16 protein-coding genes are annotated in these 19,346 nt (G+C 50.8%); 3 read left to right on the forward strand and 13 right to left on the reverse strand.

Annotated features, from left to right (window positions below; all coding sequences use genetic code 11):
• Window positions 1-17: 17 nt before the first annotated feature.
• Together ftsH and rlmE are read right to left on the reverse strand one after the other, a co-directional pair.
• Window positions 18-1,931, reverse strand: a complete 1,914-nt coding sequence (ftsH, locus tag WKJ04_RS01045) for an ATP-dependent zinc metalloprotease FtsH (RefSeq protein WP_337840875.1) — start codon at window positions 1,929-1,931, stop codon at window positions 18-20.
• Between the two features lie 71 nt (window positions 1,932-2,002).
• Entirely contained in the window at window positions 2,003-2,632 is a 630-nt protein-coding gene (gene rlmE / locus WKJ04_RS01050; protein ID WP_337878722.1) for a 23S rRNA (uridine(2552)-2'-O)-methyltransferase RlmE, read from the reverse strand.
• An 83-nt stretch (window positions 2,633-2,715) separates the two neighbouring features.
• Between rlmE and yhbY the strand changes: the two genes are divergently transcribed.
• Window positions 2,716-3,012 (forward strand): ribosome assembly RNA-binding protein YhbY, encoded by a 297-nt coding sequence (gene yhbY, locus WKJ04_RS01055; RefSeq protein ID WP_337840877.1) that lies wholly within the window; start codon window positions 2,716-2,718, stop codon window positions 3,010-3,012.
• On the opposite strand, the gene WKJ04_RS01060 is transcribed toward yhbY, so the two are convergent.
• The 6 genes from WKJ04_RS01060 to WKJ04_RS01085 all read right to left on the reverse strand — a co-directional run bounded on the left by WKJ04_RS01060 (window position 3,009) and on the right by WKJ04_RS01085 (window position 10,583).
• Entirely contained in the window at window positions 3,009-3,491 is a 483-nt protein-coding gene (locus WKJ04_RS01060; protein ID WP_337878723.1) for a hypothetical protein, read from the reverse strand. The two genes, yhbY and WKJ04_RS01060, sit on opposite strands and share 4 nt — an antisense overlap.
• A gap of 16 nt (window positions 3,492-3,507) precedes the next feature.
• Window positions 3,508-3,984 (reverse strand): transcription elongation factor GreA, encoded by a 477-nt coding sequence (greA, locus tag WKJ04_RS01065; protein ID WP_337840879.1) that lies wholly within the window; start codon window positions 3,982-3,984, stop codon window positions 3,508-3,510.
• Window positions 3,981-7,202, reverse strand: a complete 3,222-nt coding sequence (carB, locus tag WKJ04_RS01070; protein ID WP_337878724.1) for a carbamoyl-phosphate synthase large subunit — start codon at window positions 7,200-7,202, stop codon at window positions 3,981-3,983. The genes greA and carB overlap by 4 nt, the downstream gene beginning before the upstream one ends.
• Before the next feature lie 21 nt (window positions 7,203-7,223).
• On the reverse strand, window positions 7,224-8,354 hold the full coding sequence (carA, locus tag WKJ04_RS01075) for a glutamine-hydrolyzing carbamoyl-phosphate synthase small subunit (protein WP_337878725.1): 1,131 nt from the start codon (window positions 8,352-8,354) through the stop codon (window positions 7,224-7,226).
• Between the two features lie 195 nt (window positions 8,355-8,549).
• Window positions 8,550-9,359, reverse strand: coding sequence for a 4-hydroxy-tetrahydrodipicolinate reductase (dapB, locus tag WKJ04_RS01080; RefSeq protein WP_337878726.1), 810 nt, complete (start codon window positions 9,357-9,359; stop codon window positions 8,550-8,552).
• Window positions 9,360-9,428: 69 nt separating this feature from the next.
• Window positions 9,429-10,583 carry an iron-containing alcohol dehydrogenase gene (locus WKJ04_RS01085; RefSeq protein WP_337878727.1) on the reverse strand — a complete coding sequence of 385 codons (1,155 nt, stop codon included), beginning with the start codon at window positions 10,581-10,583 and terminating at the stop codon, window positions 9,429-9,431.
• A gap of 233 nt (window positions 10,584-10,816) precedes the next feature.
• On the opposite strand from WKJ04_RS01085, the gene WKJ04_RS01090 reads away from it, so the two are divergent.
• Window positions 10,817-12,124: a Na+/H+ antiporter NhaC family protein gene (locus tag WKJ04_RS01090; protein WP_337878728.1), complete on the forward strand. Its 1,308-nt coding sequence runs from the start codon at window positions 10,817-10,819 to the stop codon at window positions 12,122-12,124.
• A gap of 57 nt (window positions 12,125-12,181) precedes the next feature.
• On the opposite strand, the gene WKJ04_RS01095 is transcribed toward WKJ04_RS01090, so the two are convergent.
• From WKJ04_RS01095 to dnaK, 3 genes are all read right to left on the reverse strand, one after another.
• A complete protein-coding gene (locus WKJ04_RS01095) occupies window positions 12,182-12,985 on the reverse strand; it encodes a M48 family metallopeptidase (protein ID WP_337878729.1) in 804 nt (267 codons plus the stop codon).
• 94 nt (window positions 12,986-13,079) lie between these two features.
• A complete protein-coding gene (gene dnaJ / locus WKJ04_RS01100; RefSeq protein ID WP_337840886.1) occupies window positions 13,080-14,204 on the reverse strand; it encodes a molecular chaperone DnaJ in 1,125 nt (374 codons plus the stop codon).
• Between the two features lie 100 nt (window positions 14,205-14,304).
• On the reverse strand, window positions 14,305-16,215 hold the full coding sequence (gene dnaK / locus WKJ04_RS01105) for a molecular chaperone DnaK (RefSeq protein WP_337878730.1): 1,911 nt from the start codon (window positions 16,213-16,215) through the stop codon (window positions 14,305-14,307).
• Between the two features lie 258 nt (window positions 16,216-16,473).
• Between dnaK and luxS the strand changes: the two genes are divergently transcribed.
• A complete protein-coding gene (gene luxS / locus WKJ04_RS01110) occupies window positions 16,474-16,977 on the forward strand; it encodes an S-ribosylhomocysteine lyase (protein WP_337840888.1) in 504 nt (167 codons plus the stop codon).
• Window positions 16,978-17,023: 46 nt separating this feature from the next.
• On the opposite strand, the gene WKJ04_RS01115 is transcribed toward luxS, so the two are convergent.
• The gene (locus WKJ04_RS01115) at window positions 17,024-19,066 is read right to left on the reverse strand and encodes a methyl-accepting chemotaxis protein (protein ID WP_337878731.1); all 2,043 of its coding nucleotides are present in this window, start codon (window positions 19,064-19,066) and stop codon (window positions 17,024-17,026) included.
• A gap of 60 nt (window positions 19,067-19,126) precedes the next feature.
• A partial coding sequence (locus tag WKJ04_RS01120; RefSeq protein WP_337878732.1) for a hypothetical protein occupies window positions 19,127-19,346 on the reverse strand: 220 nt, incomplete at its 5' end.

The raw sequence follows: 19,346 nt of genomic DNA on the forward strand, positions 1-19,346 counted from the left end.
GTTACTCAATCAACTTATTACAAAGTGTTGTCAGTTGAAGGTTCTGTTGCCCCTGAGACCGTTTCTTTGGTTTCAGGTTCATCATTCTTCGGACCTTTGTTTTGATCTTTCGGTTCCCAGTTCTCGGGTTCACGTACCGGACGACGTGCCATCAAATCGTCAATTTGTTTGGCATCAATGGTCTCATAAGCCATCAGGCAATCCTTCATCGCATGAAGAATATCCATGTTCTCTTCGATCAGCTGCTTAGCCCGTGCATAGTTGCGGTCGATAAAGTCACGAATTTCTTCGTCAATCACTTTAATCGTCTCTTCCGACATATGGCGGTTTTTACTGACAGAGCGCCCTAAAAACACTTCGCCTTCTTCTTCGGCGTACAGCAGGGGCCCAAGCTTGTCCGAGAAGCCCCATTGCGTCACCATCTTACGGGCTAAGTCGGTCGCACGTTCAATATCGTTTGATGCACCGGTCGTGATGGCTTCAGGGCCATAAATGACTTCTTCCGCAATACGGCCACCAAACAGCGAACTGATCATGCTTTCCAGGAACCGCTTGGAATGGCTGACCCGATCACGCTCAGGCAGGTACATAGTGACACCCAAAGCACGGCCTCTGGGGATAATACTGACTTTGTAAACAGGATCATGCTCGGGTACCAGACGACCGACAATGGCATGCCCAGCTTCGTGATAAGCAGTCATTTCCTTTTCTTTTTCCGTCATCACCATAGAACGACGTTCAGTACCCATCAGAATTTTGTCTTTGGCTTTTTCAAATTCATCCATCGACACCACCCGGCGGTTTGAGCGCGCAGCAAACAGCGCCGCTTCATTGACCAGGTTGGCTAAGTCTGCGCCAGAAAAACCTGGTGTACCACGGGCAATCAATGAGGCGTCCACCCCATCTGCCAATGGCACTTTACGCATATGTACTTTCAAAATTTGTTCACGGCCACGAACATCAGGTAAACCAACCACCACCTGACGATCAAAGCGGCCAGGCCGTAATAAAGCCGGGTCCAACACGTCAGGTCTGTTGGTGGCGGCAATCACGATGATGCCTTCGTTGCCGTCGAAACCGTCCATCTCCACCAGCATCTGGTTCAGTGTCTGCTCACGCTCATCATGACCGCCACCTAAACCGGCGCCACGCTGACGGCCTACCGCATCAATTTCATCGATAAAGATGATGCAAGGAGCCGCCTTTTTGGCTTGCTCAAACATATCGCGGACACGGCTGGCACCTACACCGACAAACATTTCAACAAAGTCAGAACCCGATATAGTGAAAAACGGCACCTTGGCTTCACCCGCTATGGCTTTAGCCAGCAAGGTTTTACCTGTACCAGGCGGGCCGACCATCAGCACGCCTTTTGGGATACGTCCACCTAATTTCTGGAAGCGAGAAGGATCTTTTAAATAATCCACCAGCTCAGTCACTTCTTCTTTGGCTTCGTCACAACCGGCAACATCCGCAAAAGTAGTTTTGATCTGATCTTCACCCATCAGACGGGCACGGCTCTTACCAAAAGACATGGCACCTTTGCCGCCACCACCTTGCATCTGGCGCATAAAGAAAATCCAGACGCCAATCAGCAGCAACATAGGGAACCAGGAGATAAAGATCTGCCCCAGCACGCTGGGTTGCTCCGGTGCAGTGCCGGTAAAGGTGATGTCATTTTTGTACATGTCATCCACCAGCTTCGGGTCATACCCCATAGGGATCACGGTTTCAAACCGGTCGCCTGAGCGTTTGACCCCAGTGATCAGGCCACCCTGCTCTTTCACTTCGCGGATCTGCCCCTGATTTGCTTCTTTCAGGAATTGGGTATAACTGATTTGCCGCTCGGATTTGTCCGCCGGTCCAAAACTGTTAAAGACCGACATCAACACCACGGCAATCACTAACCAGACGATCAGATTTTTAGCCATATCACTCAAGGTAGGAACCTCTTAGTTACCAAAACAAATAATTAGGATTCGATGAAACTGGCGCTACTTTACTAAACTTTAAAGCCGGTCGCCACGATATATGTCTCGCTGGAGCGGGAGCGGGACGAATCCGGCTTACGAATTCGTACTGCAGAAAATACATCCCGTACCTGTTTGACATAGTCATCGAAGCCTTCGCCGTGAAAGACTTTCACCACAAAAGCACCATTTTTTTTCAACACTTTATGACACATATCCAGCGCCAGCTCTATCAGATACATACTGCGGGACTGGTCCACTGTCGCATTACCGCTCATATTCGGAGCCATATCAGACAACACCACATCAACGTTACGGCCGCCGATGCGTTCCAACAATGCATTGAGCACCGCCTCTTCGCGGAAATCACCTTGCAAAAACGCCACGCCGGCCAAAGGGTCCATCGGCAAAATATCACAAGCCACCACACAACCTGTTGGACCCACCAAACGAGCCGCAAGTTCAGACCAGCTACCCGGCGCAGACCCTAAATCCACCACCGTCATCCCAGTTTTGATCAGTTTGTCTTTGTCCTGAATTTCGTCGAGCTTAAAAGAAGCTCTGGAACGCAACCCCAGTTTTTGTGCTTTCTGCACAAAAGGATCACTGACATGCTCTTGAATCCAACGGGACGAGCTGGCGGAGCGTTTTTTCTTGGTCATCTCTGTACTCTTAAATAGTCTTCCACCGAAGATGGCGGTACAATACGCTATTTTCAAGCTTTCCCAACTGGAAAACCCGATTTATGAACTTAAGCAATAAACAAAAACAATTCCTCAAAGCCAAGGCGCATGAGCTGAAACCAGTGGTTTTGCTTGGCGGCAATGGTCTGACTGAAGGCGTCATGGCTGAGGTGGATTTGGCGTTGAATCATCACGAGCTGATCAAAGTTAAAGTGCCCAGCATCGACCGCGAAGAAAAAATCGCTATTATGGATGCCATAGTGCGCGAATCCAAAGCACAAAAAGTGCAGGTGATTGGCCATATTCTGGTGCTGTTCCGTCCTTCCGACGACAAAAAAATCCAGTTACCCCGCGGTTAAAGCCGGATAAACCCCGCCTGGATCAGAGACTGGCGGGCGTCTTGTTCATCCGACGCCAGATGACGGGTCAGATCCAATGGTTTGTCTGTGTCTGTGGCTTTCAGATACTGCCAGGTCAGGATTGGATCGGCAGGTAACAGTATTTCCACATGCTTGAGATTATGCGCCAGGGCCCAGACGGAGTTGTCCTGCAGCAGCGCAAAAGACTGAGCCGGACTGGGTTGCCACAGGCTCATATCCAGCACCACAGCCCAAGGTTCATGCAACACAGGCTGAACTGTCTCTCTGAACGCTTTGATGTATTCTTCAGTCTGCAGCACTGTCGAGACCCCGATGGCTTTTACCCAGAGTACCCGCTGTTCCAACTTCAACTGATAGGCTTTGTGTGGCACCAGCATATCCCCTACTTCACGACGTGGCTTAAACTCAGAATGCACCCCGTACAACGAGCTGAAAAAAATGGCGGCTAATGCCGCCATTTATTCAGAACCATGTTTAGAGGTACTGCACTTCGGCGATTTCGAATTCGACCTCACCGGCTGGCGTTTTGACCCTGACCACATCGTCCTGCTCTTTGCCTATCAGGCCACGGGCTATAGGTGAATTAACAGAAATCAGGTTGTTTTTGATGTCTGCTTCATCATCACCCACAATGCGGTAGGTCACTTCTTCTTCAGTATCCAGATTCAGAATAGTCACAGTGGAGCCAAAAATCACTTTGCCGTTATTTGGCATCTTGGTGACATCAATAATCTGCGCATTCGACAGTTTGGCTTCAATATCCTGAATACGGCCTTCAATAAAGCCCTGCTGTTCACGGGCGGCGTGATACTCGGCGTTTTCTTTTAAATCGCCGTGTTCACGCGCTTCCGCAATAGCTTCAATCACCGCCGGACGCTTAACTGTTTTCAGTTCCTGCAATTCATCACGCAGTTGTTGTGCGCCCTGAACTGTCATTGGGATCTGATTCATCCTTTTACTCTCTTATGTAATTCCTGCACTGATGCAACCCGGGCAAAAGCACTGGCGGCCGTTGACTGACAGGTTGCAAAAGCAGCATTCAGGGTTGTGGTGTAATTCGCTTTGTGTTGCAGCGCGCCACGACGTAATACTTTGGAATCTTCAATCGCCTGACGACCTTCAGTGGTGTTGACGATATAGCTGTATTCGCCGTTTTTAATGCGGTCCAGAATATGCGGACGGCCTTCAAAGACTTTGCTGACTTCGCGGCAAGCAATACCTGCAGCTTGCAATGCTTTGGCAGTACCCCCGGTCGCATCCAGTTCAAAGCCTTTTTCCAGCATCAGACGCGCTAACTCTACGACGCGCACTTTATCGCTATCACGCACCGAAAGTAAAGCCCGGCCACCGGACGGAATCATCACACCAGCGCCTAACTGCGCCTTGGCAAAGGCTTCAGCGAAATCATCGCCCACGCCCATCACTTCCCCTGTTGAACGCATTTCAGGGCCAAGGATAGGGTCAACGCCTGGGAACTTGTTAAAGGGGATCACCACTTCTTTCACTGAGAAATACGGTGGGATAATCTCTTCAGTCACACCCTGTTGTTTCAGGCTCATACCGGCCATACAACGGGCCCCAACTTTGGCCACAGGCAAGCCAATGGCTTTGGACACAAATGGCACAGTACGGGCGGCACGTGGGTTTACTTCAATCAGATAGACTTCCCCGTCTTTCACGGCAAACTGGGTATTCATCAGACCGACGACGCCCAGTTCCAGTGCCAGTTTCCGTACCTGGTCGCGCATCAGGTCCTGGATTTCTTTACCCAGGCTGTGTGGCGGCAGCGTGCAGGCAGAGTCCCCTGAGTGCACACCCGCTTGTTCAATGTGTTCCATAATGCCGCCGATCACCACGTCGGTGCCGTCGCAGATCGCATCGATATCCACTTCAATGGCGTCATCCAGGAAACGGTCCAGCAACACTGGCGAATCGTTAGACACAGACACAGCTTCCGTCATATAACGGCGCAGGTCGGTGTCGTCGTAAACAATTTCCATTGCACGGCCGCCCAGCACGTAAGACGGGCGCACGACCATAGGATACCCAATAGAAGGGGCCTTGCTCAGAGCTTCTTCCAGGCTGGTCACTGTGGCGTTTTTCGGCTGTTTTAAACCTAAACGTTCAACAGCTTGCTGGAAGCGCTCGCGGTCTTCTGCACGGTCGATGGCATCCGGAGAAGTCCCAATAATTGGCACTCCGTTCGCTTCCAGCGCACGGGCCAGTTTCAGGGGCGTCTGCCCACCGTACTGCACGATCACGCCTTTTGGCTGTTCTTTTTTCACAATTTCCAGCACGTCTTCCAGCGTAATTGGCTCAAAGTACAGACGGTCTGAAGTGTCATAGTCGGTCGACACAGTCTCTGGGTTACAGTTGACCATAATGGTCTCATACCCATCTTCACGCAGTGCCAGCGCCGCATGCACACAGCAATAGTCGAATTCAATGCCTTGACCGATACGGTTCGGGCCACCACCGATGATCATGATTTTGTCACGGCTGCTTGGTGCCGCTTCACATTCTTCATCGTAAGTGGAATACATATAGGCCGTGTTGGAAGCAAATTCTGCCGCACAGGTATCGACACGTTTGTACACCGGGTGCAGGTTAAAGCTGTGGCGTTTTTTGCGTACTTCAGTTTCAGCCACACCCAGAATGTCGGCGATGCGTTTATCGGCAAAACCTTTGCGTTTTAAGGTACGCAGACGCTGTTCATCCAGACCGGCAAAACCATGGGCGGCTACAGCCGTTTCTTCTTTCAGTAAATCTTCAATCTGCACCAGGAACCAAGGATCAATTTTGGTCAGGTTGAAAATTTCATCCATGCTCATGCCCAGGCGGAAGGCATCGGCAATGTACCAGATCCGGTGCGAACCTGGCTCACGCAGTTCACGGATAATTTTTTCACGGGCTTCCGGTGCATGGATGTCGATGACCGGATCCAAACCACAGACCCCAATTTCCAGACCACGCAGGGCTTTTTGCAGCGATTCCTGCTGATTACGGCCAATCGCCATCACTTCACCGACCGACTTCATCTGAGTGGTCAGGCGGTCATTGGCACCGGCAAATTTTTCAAAGTTAAAACGTGGTACTTTGGTCACCACATAGTCAATGCTTGGCTCGAAAGACGCCGGGGTTTTACCACCGGTAATGTCATTGGCCAGCTCGTCCAGTGTGTAACCCACAGCCAGTTTGGCTGCCACTTTGGCAATAGGGAAACCTGTGGCTTTGGACGCCAGAGCTGAAGAGCGGGATACCCGCGGATTCATCTCGATGATCACCATACGGCCATCTTCAGGATTAATACCAAACTGCACGTTGGAACCACCGGTTTCCACACCAATTTCACGCAGCACCGCCAAAGAGGCATTACGCATAATTTGGTATTCTTTATCCGTTAACGTCTGAGCTGGCGCTACTGTGATGGAGTCACCTGTGTGCACGCCCATAGGGTCGAAGTTTTCAATGGAGCAGACAATGATGCAGTTGTCGTTTTTGTCACGCACCACTTCCATCTCGTACTCTTTCCAGCCGATCAGCGATTCGTCAATCAGCAACTCTTTGGTTGGTGATAAATCCAGACCGCGGGTACAGATTTCTTCAAACTCTTCACGGTTATACGCAATACCACCGCCAGAACCGCCCATAGTGAAAGATGGACGGATAATGCAAGGGAAACCGATTTTTTCCAGCACTTCGAAAGCTTCTTCCATCGAATGCGCCAAACCTGCACGTGGACAGGCCAGGCCAATGGAGCGCATCGCTTTATCAAAACGGCTGCGGTCTTCGGCTTTGTCGATGGCATCGGCCGTTGCACCAATCATTTCGACATTGTATTTAGCCAGCACACCGTGGCGCTCTAAATCCAGCGCACAGTTTAATGCGGTTTGGCCACCCATGGTCGGCAACACCGCACATGGACGTTCCTTTTCAATAATTTTTTCCACTACTTGCCAGTGAATCGGCTCGATGTAAGTGGCATCGGCCATTTCAGGGTCCGTCATAATGGTGGCCGGGTTGGAATTCACCAGGATCACCCGGTAGCCTTCTTCTTTTAAGGCTTTACAGGCCTGAGCGCCTGAATAGTCAAATTCACAGGCCTGACCGATCACGATAGGACCGGCACCGAGGATCAGAATACTTTTAAGGTCAGTACGTTTTGGCATAACTCTTCCTGCTCTCGCTAATCAAGCCTGACGCTGTTGCATCAATTCGATAAAGTGGTCAAACAATTCACTGGCTTCATGAGGGCCAGGGCTGGCTTCAGGGTGGCCCTGGAAGCTAAAAGCCGGTTTGTCTGTACGGTGAATGCCCTGCAAGGTGCCGTCGAACAGCGATTTGTGAGTGGCACGCAAATTGGCTGGTAAGGTGGCTTCGTCCACCGCAAAACCATGGTTTTGTGCGGTGATCAGTACACGTTTTGTATCCAGGTTTTGCACCGGGTGATTACCACCGTGGTGGCCCACCACCATCTTGACGGTTTTGGCCCCACTGGCCAGTGCCAGTAACTGGTGACCCAAACAGATACCAAAGACCGGAATGTCAGTCGTCAGGAAAGTTTCAATGGCTTGGATGGCATAATCACAGGGTGCCGGATCGCCAGGACCGTTCGATAAGAAGATACCGTCTGGGTTCATTGCCAGTACCTGCTCAGCCGGAGTCTGAGCCGGCACCACAGTTAAACGACAGCCTCTGTCGACCAACATACGCAGAATATTGCGTTTCACACCAAAATCGTAAGCTACCACATGAAACTGCTTGTTTTCTGGAGTGACAAACCCCTGACCTAACTGCCAGCTGCCTTCGGCCCACTGATAAGGCTCACGAACCGTGACTTCTTTGGCCAGATCCATGCCTGACAGGCCAGGAAAACTGCGTGCCAGCTCAAGTGCTTTACTTTCGTCTAAATGATCACCGGCCATCAGACAGCCATTCTGTGCACCTTTTTCACGCAGAATACGGGTCAGCTTACGGGTGTCGATGTCGGCAATGCCAAGAATGTTACGGGATTGGAGGTACTGACTAAGGGAAGTTTGATTACGGAAATTGCTGGCTAACAAAGGAAGGTCACGAATAATCAGGCCTTTGGCCCACACTTTACCGGATTCTTCATCTTCCTCATTGGTGCCGGTATTTCCGATATGAGGATAGGTCAGAGTGACCATTTGTTCAGCGTATGAGGGATCAGTCAATATTTCCTGATACCCGGTCATTGAGGTATTAAACACCACCTCTCCGACAGAAACACCTTCAGCGCCAATGGCTGTACCGCGAAACACGGTGCCGTCTTCCAGTACGAGCAGGGCGGACTTAGTCAAGATAACCTCCAAACAGCAAAAAACGGGGGAAAAACAATCAGTTCACCACCCGTTTTGACCCAGAATTTTTGAACCCAGATTTGCCTAGGCAAACCTGATTATTCTAGGTGATTTGCGCTATTTGGTCTAACTATTTTTTGATTATTTATAAAAATGACTGGTTTGATGCATTTTTATAACATAGTCTTCAAAAATCTATGCTAAGTCGGCCAATCCCAGCACTTGCTGCATAGAATAAAGTCCTGGCTGCTTATTTTGCAACCAGAGCGCGGCGCGCCAGGCTCCTTGTGCAAAGGTAGTACGACTGGAAGCTTTATGGGTAATTTCCAGACGCTCGCCAAGGTCAGCAAAGAGTGCTGTGTGATCCCCAATGATGTCGCCGCCCCGCACCGTCGCAAATCCAATGGTCTTCTGATCACGTTCGCCCGTGATACCTTCCCGGCCATAGACGGCCAGGTCCGCCAGATTGCGCCCAAGGGTTTTGGCAATCTGATGACCTATGGCCATTGCAGTGCCTGACGGTGCATCTTTTTTAAATCTGTGGTGTGCTTCGATAATTTCAATGTCAGCGCTATTGCCCATCACTTTGGCGGCTGTTTGCACCAAATGCAGCAACAGATTGACGCCAACACTCATATTCGGTGCCCAAACGATTGGGATCTGCTGCGCCGCCGCCTGCACCTGAGCATACTGAGCATCGGTCAGGCCTGTGACACCAATGACCATGGCTTTTTTCGCCTGCACCGCCAGTTCCAGGTGTTGCAGCATGGCGTCCGGCATCGTAAAGTCGATCCAGATATCCGCCTGTTGTATCACCGTCAGCGTGGTTTGTTGTAATAACACAGTGGTTTTACCACAACCGGCCAGGTCTCCGGCATCCAGACCCGCCAGCTCAGAGCCCAGGCGAACCGTCGCAGCGGCAAATGGCAAGTCCTGCTCTTTGGCCACAGTCACCAGGGCACGCCCCATCCGGCCATTGGCGCCCAAAATACCTACGCTGCTCATCGTTACCTCAACAGAAGACAAAATCGGCCGCTATTTAACGGCAGTCTGGATGGATAAGCAATAAAAACCTCAGACCGCAGCGCGGAAAATAGCTTGTGACGCGGCATAGTCAATTTGACCATGTTCACCCAGATGTTGCAAACCAACAGCCCTGACTTTGGCCGCTAATTCCTCAGCCGCAGTTGCCGGTAAGCCATAATCCGTTAAACGGGTAGGCACGCCCATCCGTTCGAAAAAAGCCCGGGTATGTGCAATGGCGTCATCCATCAGCCGCTCCGGGTCGTTATGGCTTAGCCCCCAGACATTCTGAGCGTACTGCAGCAACTTGTCTCTTTTGACGCTGCGTTGATGCTGCAGCAACGCAGGCAACACCACGGCCAGCGTCTGGGCATGGTCGAGCCCATACAAAGCGGTGATTTGATGGCCCAGGGCATGAGTGGCCCAGTCCTGCGGTACGCCAACACCGATCAGCCCGTTTAACGCCATAGTCGCAGACCACATCAGGTTTGCCCGCACATCGTAGTTCTCTGGTTGTGCCAGCGCTTTTGGGCCTAGATCAATCAGGATCTTTAGCAAGGACTCCGCAAACGCATCCTGTACGGCCGCATTGACCGGGTATGTCATGTACTGCTCCATCACATGCACAAAGGCATCCACCGCGCCGTTGGCAATTTGTTTGGGCGGCAGGCTATAAGTGACTGTCGGGTCCAATACGGCAAACTGAGGAAAAACGGCCGGATGGGAAAAAGACAACTTCTCTTGTGTCGCCTTTTTGGTGATGACCGCATGAGGGTTACTTTCTGATCCTGTGGCCGGTAAAGTTAACACACAGCCTAAAGGTAAGGCCTGCCGCACCCGTACTTTGTTTTGCAAAATGGCCCAACCATCCTGCTCCAACAAGGCTGCGGCAGCTATGTACTTGCTGCCATCCACGACAGAGCCCCCACCCACTGCCAGAATAAAATCGAGTTTCTCCTTTTTGACCAGCTCCACAGCTTTGCTCAGAGTCTCGTAACTTGGGTTGGGTTCAATGCCTGAAAACTCTACCACCTGATGCTGCTTCAGCGCCTCAGTCACCTGCTGATATACGCCATTCCTGTGGATAGAACCACCACCATAGGTCAGTAACACCCGGGCATCCGCAGGCACCAATTGGCTCAGCTGTGACAGCTGGCCCGCTCCAAAAACAATACGGGTTGGGTTCTGATAGGAGAAATTCTGCATAAGGTTTGACTCTTCTGGTAGTAATCTTTCAGATATGCGCCTGACCGAACCAAAGTTCAAGGGAGTTCGTCGCAGAGTAGGCAGCCGAACAAAAAGCAGATAGGCTGTTTTTTCATCAGCCTGACGGCAGAAACAGGTTCTAACTCAGGCCATTTTCTTATTTGACAGGACTTCTGGACGTCTATATATTCCGCCAGATTTTAAAAACCTCACCCATTTAAAGAGGATCACGAATGACTCATTCGGAAAAACAGCAGGCACGTTTATCCTTACTGCCTATGCTGCTGTTTGTCGCACTATTTCTCGGCACCGGGCTCTACCTGCAATCTCAAGGGGTGGATTATGCCTTTTACCAGCTGCCCGGCCCTGTTGCTATCATTCCGGCTTTAGTGCTGGCTATCTGGTTGTTTAAAGCGCCCTTGCATCAGGCGATTGAGGTTGCGGTCCGGGGGGCTGGCAACAGCAATATCATCACCATGTGTTTTATCTACTTGCTGGCTGGTGCCTTTGCCTCAGTGGCTCAGGCCAGTGGGGGTGTCGATGCCGTGGTTAATGCTGGCCTGTCCCTGGTTCCGGCGCAATTTTTATTACCCGGTTTGTTTGTGATTTCAGCCTTGGTGGCGACGGCAATGGGCACTTCGATGGGCACCATAGGTGCCTTAGCCCCCATCGCCGTTGGTCTGGCACAACAGGCAGGATTGGAACCAGCCTTGGTGGCAGGTGTGCTGCTCAGCGGCGCTATTTTTGGAGATAACCTGTCGATTATCTCAGACACCACCATCGCATCGACCCGCACTCAGGGTGCACAGATGAAAGATAAATTCCGCGAAAACCTGAAAATTGCCTTGCCAGCCGCGCTGCTGACCTTACTGCTCTTTGTGTTGCTCGGTCACAGCGAAAGCCAGGTGACGGTCAAGGAATTCAACTGGACCGGTGTCTTGCCTTATGCCGCCATTCTGGTGTTGGCCGTCGCCGGTCTGAATGTGTTTGCCGTGCTGCTGCTGGGCATTGTATTGGCAGCGGTGCAAGGTGCCGTTTTTGCTGATTACCCACTGGCGGAGCTGGGCAAAGATATTTACAAAGGCTTTGGCTCGATGCAGGAAATTTTTCTGTTGTCGATGCTGGTGGGTGCTTTGGGTGAATTTATAAAGCAGCAAGGCGGTCTGGACTACCTGTCACACCATATCAGTGACTATGCGGAGAAACTACGGTTGGCGGGCAACAAAGCACAGCAATTGGCCATTGCGCTGCTGGTGTTTGTCAGCAACCTTTGTATCGCCAACAACACTGTGGCCATTGTGGTTGCAGGTGACGTTAGCAAGCAGATTGCGACCGAGCACCAGATCAGTGCCAAACGCAGTGCCAGCCTGCTGGATGTGTTTGCCTGTATTGCACAGGGCCTGGTGCCATACGGGGCTCAGGCGCTGCTGCTCGGCGCCAGCTTTGGTTTATCGCCTTGGGACGTGGTCACTCAAAGCTTTTATTGCCTGCTGCTCGCGGTCTTTGCGGTTGGGCGTATCGCCATGGAGCGCAGCAAATAACCACTTGATGAAGCAAGGCCCGCAATGCGGGCCTTGTTGTTTTTCCGTTGTGGTGCATCAGCCTTTACTGCAGGAAGGTTGAGACCCCCGGCTAAGACGCTGCTGATAATAGCCCTCAGCAACCATCATATGGGCATTCAGCGCTTTAATGCGATTTTCCGGCACCGGGTGACTGGACAAAAACTGCGGTGTGCCACCACTGCCCTTCGCCGCCATATTTTGCCACAGCTTCACGGACTGGGCTGGTTCGAAGCCTGCTTTGGCCATCAAATCCAGACCAATAATATCGGCTTCACTTTCATGAGTCCGGCTAAAAGGCAAAGCCACGCCAATCTGTGCCCCAACGCCAAAAGCCGTCATCAGTTGCTGCTGGTATTGAGTACCCGTTGCAGCCAGAGCACCATCCGCCACTGTTAATGCAGTTTGAATAAACTGGTCGCTCGACAAACGTTCATTGCTGTGCCCTGCTATCACGTGCGCTATTTCATGCCCCATCACTGCCGCCAGCTGATGTTGGTTTTCAGCCACCAGTAACAGCCCTGTATAAACCCCTATTTTGCCGCCGGGCAAGGCAAAGGCATTGACCTGATCATCGTCAAACACCACGACTTCCCACGGCGTTTGCTGCCATTTGGCATCCGTCTGTTTGATTAGCGAATTCGCCACACATTGGACGTACTGGTTAATTTTTTTGTTGCTGCTGACAGGCATGTCCTTTTTCATGCCTTCGAAGGTCTGCGAGCCCATAGCACTCAGTTTGGATTCATCAAACAACATCAATTGCCGCCGGCCTGTCGGCGACTGGGCACAACTGGCCAGCACCATAGAAACCGCCAATAAGGCATAAGTAAAACGACGCATATCTCCCTCCTGCATCTGTTGGCACGCCGCCATCTGAACTTTGGTGTGGGTTAAAAACAGCAAACCACCTTAAGGTGGTTTGCTGAATTGACACTTAACCTGTTAAATCATCAAAGAACTTTTTCACCCCATCAAAAAATCCCTTGGATTTTGGCCTGTGTTTGCCTTCGCTGTCACCTATCCAGCTTTCGTCCAGCTGACGCAGCAATTCTTTCTGACGTTCGCTGAGGTTGACCGGCGTTTCAACCACCACCTTGCACACCAGATCGCCGACGCCACCGCCCCGCACCGACTGCACACCTTTGCCACGCAAACGGAACATCTTGTCGGTTTGGGTTTCTGCAGGGATCTTCAGCTTGACACGGCCATCCAGCGTCGGCACGTCGATGTCGCCCCCCAAAGCCGCAGTGCTGAAGCTGATCGGCACATCGCAGTACAAGTTATTACCATCCCGGACAAAAATCGGATGGTCTTTCACATGCACCTGCACATACAGGTCACCTGCCTGAGCACCAAACATACCGGCTTCACCTTCACCGGCCAAACGAATACGATCGCCTGTGTCCACACCGGCAGGAATTTTGACCGACAGAGTTTTGGTTTTTTCTACGCGGCCATCGCCATGGCACTTAGTGCATGGATCCGGAATGATTTTGCCGCGGCCATTACAGGTCGGACAGGTTTGTTGCACCGCAAAAAAGCCCTGACGCATAGTGACCTGACCTGCACCGTGGCAGGTCGGACATGACTTGGCCTGGGTGCCTTTTTTTGCACCTGTACCATCACAGCTATCGCAGCTGACCCAGGTAGGCACTTTGATTTCAACCGACTTGCCTTTGACCGCTTCTTCGAGACTCAGCTCCAGATTGTAGCGCAAGTCTGATCCACGTTGGGCACGTGACTGGCCCCGACGGCCGCCACCAAAGATATCACCGAATACGTCGCCGAAAATATCATTGAAGTCAGCCCCACCGCCGCCACCGCCCCTGTTAGGGTCCACACCGGCATGACCGTATTTATCATAGGCAGCACGTTTCTGATCATCCGACAGAATTTCGTAGGCTTCCTGCACTTCCTTAAACTTTTCTTCCATGGCTTTATCCCCCTGAGTCCGATCAGGGTGATACTTCATCGCCAGCCGCTTATAGGCCTTTTTGATTTCTTTGTCATCGGCGCCTTTGGCAACACCAAGGACTTCGTAATAATCACGTTTCGACATAACAGCTCATCTTATAAAGGAGCGACCGCACTAAGGCGGCCGCTTGGATTGACTCTGAGTGTCAGCGCATCTTAAAGAGCCGCTGACGACGACACAATGATTACTTGTTGTCTTTCACTTCTTCGAACTCAGCATCGACCACGTCATCGCCGCCGGCGTTTTTCGCCTGAGGCTCTGCACCACCGCCTTGCTGCTCTTTACGCTGAGCCACTTCGGCCAGTTTCTGAGCCGCTTGCAGTAACGCCTGCGTCTTGGCTTCAATTTCGGCTTTGTCGCTGCCTTTGATCACGGCTTCCAGCGCACTGATAGCCGCTTCGATCTCTTGTTTGTCGTTGCTTGCCAGCTCTGCACCCACTTCTTCAATTTGCTTGCGGGTACCGTGGATCAACGCATCGGCCTGGTTACGGGTTTGCACCAGTTCTTCGAACTTCTTGTCTTCTTCGGCATTCAACTCGGCGTCACGCACCATACGCTGAATTTCATCATCAGTCAGACCAGAAGAGGCCTTGATAGTGATCTTCTGCTCTTTGCCCGTGTCTTTGTCTTTAGCAGACACATGCAGAATACCATCGGCGTCCAGGTCGAAGGTTACTTCGATTTGTGGCTCGCCACGGCGCGCAGGACGAATACCTTCCAGGTTAAACTGCCCCAGGGATTTGTTCGCAGACGCCTGCTTACGCTCACCTTGCAGCACATGGATGGTCACTGCCGACTGGTTGTCGTCCGCTGTTGAGAACACTTGCGACTTTTTAGTCGGGATCGTGGTGTTTTTCTCAATCAGTGCCGTCATCACGCTGCCCATGGTCTCAATACCCAGAGACAAAGGCGTGACGTCCAGCAGCAATACGTCTTTGACGTCACCTGACAACACAGCGCCCTGAATGGCCGCACCTACGGCTACAGCTTCGTCCGGGTTCACGTCTTTACGGGCTTCTTTACCGAAAAACGCAGCCACAGCTTCCTGAACTTTTGGCATCCGGGTCTGACCGCCCACCAGAATAATGTCGTCAATATCGCTGACCGACAGGTCGGCATCTTTCAGCGCCTGCTTTAATGGCTCGATAGTACGGGCCACTAAATCATCCACCAGAGATTCCAGCTTGGCGCGGGTCACTTTGATATTTAAGTGCTTCGGACCTGTCGCATCGGCTGTGATGTACGGCAGGTTAACTTCGGTCTGAGAGGCTGACGACAGCTCAATTTTGGCTTTTTCAGCGGCTTCTTTCAGACGTTGCATCGCCAGCGGGTCGTTACGCAGGTCAATGCCTTGTTCTTTTTTGAACTCATCCACCAGATAATTGATCAGACGTGAGTCAAAGTCTTCACCACCTAAGTGAGTGTCACCATTGGTTGATAATACTTCGAAGGTTTGTTCACCATCGACATCGTCAATTTCAATGATAGAAATATCGAAGGTACCACCACCCAAGTCATACACCGCAATTTTGGTGTCGCCTTTTTTCTTGTCCATACCGTAAGCCAACGCGGCTGCGGTTGGTTCGTTGATGATACGTTTCACTTCTAAACCAGCAATACGACCGGCATCTTTCGTCGCCTGACGTTGCGCGTCATTGAAGTAGGCAGGGACCGTGATGACCGCTTCAGTCACTGGTTCACCCAGGTAGTCTTCAGCCGTCTTCTTCATCTTTTTCAGCACTTCAGCTGAAATCTGCGGCGCAGCCAGTTTTTTGCCTTTAACTTCAACCCAGGCATCCCCATTGTCCGCTTTCACGATCTGGAATGGCATAATTTTGATATCGCGTTGTACTTCAGCGTCTTCAAAACGACGGCCAATCAGACGTTTGATCGCAAACAGGGTGTTTTTCGGGTTGGTCACCGCCTGGCGTTTTGCCGGCTGGCCCACTAATACTTCGCCATCATCAGCATAAGCAATGATAGAAGGCGTAGTACGAGTACCTTCTGCGTTTTCAATAACCCGAGGCTTGTCACCATCTAAAATGGCTACACAGCTGTTTGTTGTACCTAAGTCAATACCGATAATTCTACCCATAACTGCTCTCCGCTACTTAATCTGAACAATTAATATTGTGTTGAACCGTTAATGGGGTTTATCCCTAGTTGATTCAAGGTTATTTTCTGAAAAATTTTTCTATTTGCGCGATAAAGCAGCAATTGTCAAAGATAAAGCGCGATTTGGCGGCATAGCTTATGCAATTACCAGAGCGGTTCGGGCTGAATTTTCTACCCCCATTCGTCAACCAAAAGCGTATAATCCGAATCATCTGCATCGGAATTAAAGAGACTGATTATGCCATTATTAGACAGCTTCACCGTTGACCACACCATTATGAAAGCCCCAGCGGTACGGGTAGCCAAAAAAATGAATACGCCCAAAGGCGATGCCATCACTGTGTTTGATTTGCGTTTTTGTGTCCCAAACCAGGAGATCCTGTCGGAAAAAGGTATTCATACTTTGGAACATCTATTTGCAGGTTTTATGCGTGATCACTTAAATGGTGCTGATGTGGAGATTATTGATATCTCCCCTATGGGTTGCCGTACTGGCTTTTATATGAGCCTGATTGGCACACCGGACGAACAGCGCGTTGCTGCAGCCTGGCAGGCCGCTATGGCCGATGTACTGAAGGTACAAAATCAGTCCGAAATCCCTGAGCTGAATATTTATCAGTGCGGTACGGCCCAGATGCACTCTCTGGACGAAGCCAAACAAATAGCACAAAACATTATTGACCGGGGTGTGGGTGTGAACTTAAACGACGAGCTGAAATTGTCTGCTGAGTTTTTAAAGTAATGAAATGAAGCTGACGCCCAAGCGGCGTCAGCCTTAAACCTCAGAATTACCGGTGGATCCGGAACTGAGAAACCACAGCACTTAAAGCAGTTGCCGACTGATCCAATTGCTGAGCCTCAGAAGTCAACTCTGCGGCGTGCGCAGCTGTTGTATCCACCAATTGAGTAATACGGTGCAGATTCTGATTAATCTCTTCAGCTACAACACCTTGTTGCTGAGTGGCTACCGCAATTTGCGAGCTTTGCTGCTGTACCACCTCAATAGCCGAACCTATAGCTTCAAGAGCGCCTTGCATGGTTCTGGCCCGCTCTGAACTTAACTGGGTTTGTTCACGGCCTTGCTGCATTTTCAACTCAGCTTCTTTGGCAATGGCTTGCAGTTTCTCCACCATAGAACGTATATGCCCGGTACTTTCACTGGTGCGACCGGCCAAAGAGCGAACCTCGTCGGCCACCACGGCAAAACCCCGGCCTTGTTCCCCAGCACGAGCCGCCTCAATGGCAGCATTCAGAGCAAGTAAGTTGGTTTGATCAGCGATAGCTTTGATCACATCCACAACAGCGCCAATATTTTCAGACTCTTTCGCCAACCCTACAACCACATCCACAGCGTCTGACATGGTGTTTGCCAGTGCGGACATATCCTGCAACGCCGCCTTTGACAACACGACGCCTTCGGCCCCCCGTTGCTGGGCCGCTGTTGCGGCAGTACTGGTTGCCTGCGCATTGCGGCTTATCTCAAGTACAGTTGCCGACATTTCGGTCACAGCAGCGGATACGGCATCAATTTGTTGCTTGTTGCTCTGAATTTCCTGATCTGTCTGAATAGCGACCATATTTAACTGACGACTGGACTGATGCACCTGAACCGACTGTTCGGATGTACTTTGCAATGAAGTGCGCAGCTTACAGAGGAAACGGTTAAAGTGGGTAGCCAGCACACCTACTTCATCGGCACTTTGCACTGATAAAGTCCGGGTTAAATCACCTTCGCCACTGGCAATATCCTGCATAGCCAACGTCAGTTGCGTCAGAGGTTTCAGGATCACCTGAGTCAGCGCCAACACCACCAGGGTAATCACTGCAAGAATAAACAAGGTGAACAGCAAGGCCCAATTGATCGCCTGTTGGATAGGCCCTTCAATCAGTTCAGCGGGGATAAGCAAACCAACCTGCCAGCTCATTTTAGGAAAATCTTGGGTGACAGGCTGAAAAGATGCGTAATAACTGTGCCCTTTAAACTGCACAGGAACAAAACCGGCGTGCTTTTGCTGAGCCGCAAGCGCGATTTGCCTGAACCCTGAACTCTCAGCTTCCTGGTCAAGTAAAGCGAAATCATCGTTCGGTTTACGCTGCGTCAGGCCAGCCTTGACCGACAGATGGACAATCTGGCCTTTGCTGTCCAGTAAAAAAGGAATGCCTGCATTTTCATACTGAATGCGCTCAATCTGCTCACCTATTTTGTTCAGATGTAAATCCAACCCTCCAACGCCCAGCAAAGTACCATCAGGCAGATAAACAGGGCCTTCCACTACTGCAGAGACAATACCTGTAGTAAAGTCTGCAGAAGGTGAACCGACAAAATACATGTTATGTTTCAGGCTCTCGAGATACCAAGGCCTCTGAGTCGCGAAATAACCTTTATCAGCTTTACCCGCGTCTGGCCCCTCTTTATCAACCCCTGTCCTGGAGTTCTCACGAAAATATTCGGCAGATCGGTCCAAGGCAAAAAATGCCGATAGAATCACAGGGTCCCGTTCGCTGATCCTGATAAAAGTGTTATTAATGCTGTCATAATCAGGCACAGTTTTCAGCTCAGTGCCTCGCCCGGGGTATTGCATGAACCATTGCTGAAACTGAGGACTGTCCAGAAAGGTCCTGGCAACTTGGGCATATTCCGCAAAAAATTTACGCACAGAACCAGCCTCAGTTTCGACCAGGCTGCTCACTTCAGCTTCCACCTGATGGCGGGTTAGCTGACTGATGTGATAAACAGTGAACCAGGATGTGGCAACCAGCAACAATGCAATAGCACCGCCGACACCAAATAAAAATTTTTGTTTAATTGATAGTTTTTGTAGTAATTCCATAAGGCCCCCAACAACTTACAGCTCCATCAGAACATAAAGTGTCAGCCCTTGCCACAGAATTTACCTAGCGTTACCTCGCTTGGATAGGGCTGAATCTTTGCCCAATTCTGGCCCTGTGCAGCGCCCTAAATCAGAGATGGCTAATAAATCAGAGAAACAAACTATGTCAAAGTAACCAAGCAGAAATAACGGCTCAATCACGCACCAACATAGTGCAACCGAAAACTCCTGCAGTGTTTCTGCCGCATCCAGCATGACAGGTGTGGGCAAGAACAAAACG

It is taken from the genome of Rheinheimera sp. (assembly GCF_037442345.1).
In the GTDB taxonomy this organism is placed as follows: domain Bacteria; phylum Pseudomonadota; class Gammaproteobacteria; order Enterobacterales; family Alteromonadaceae; genus Pararheinheimera.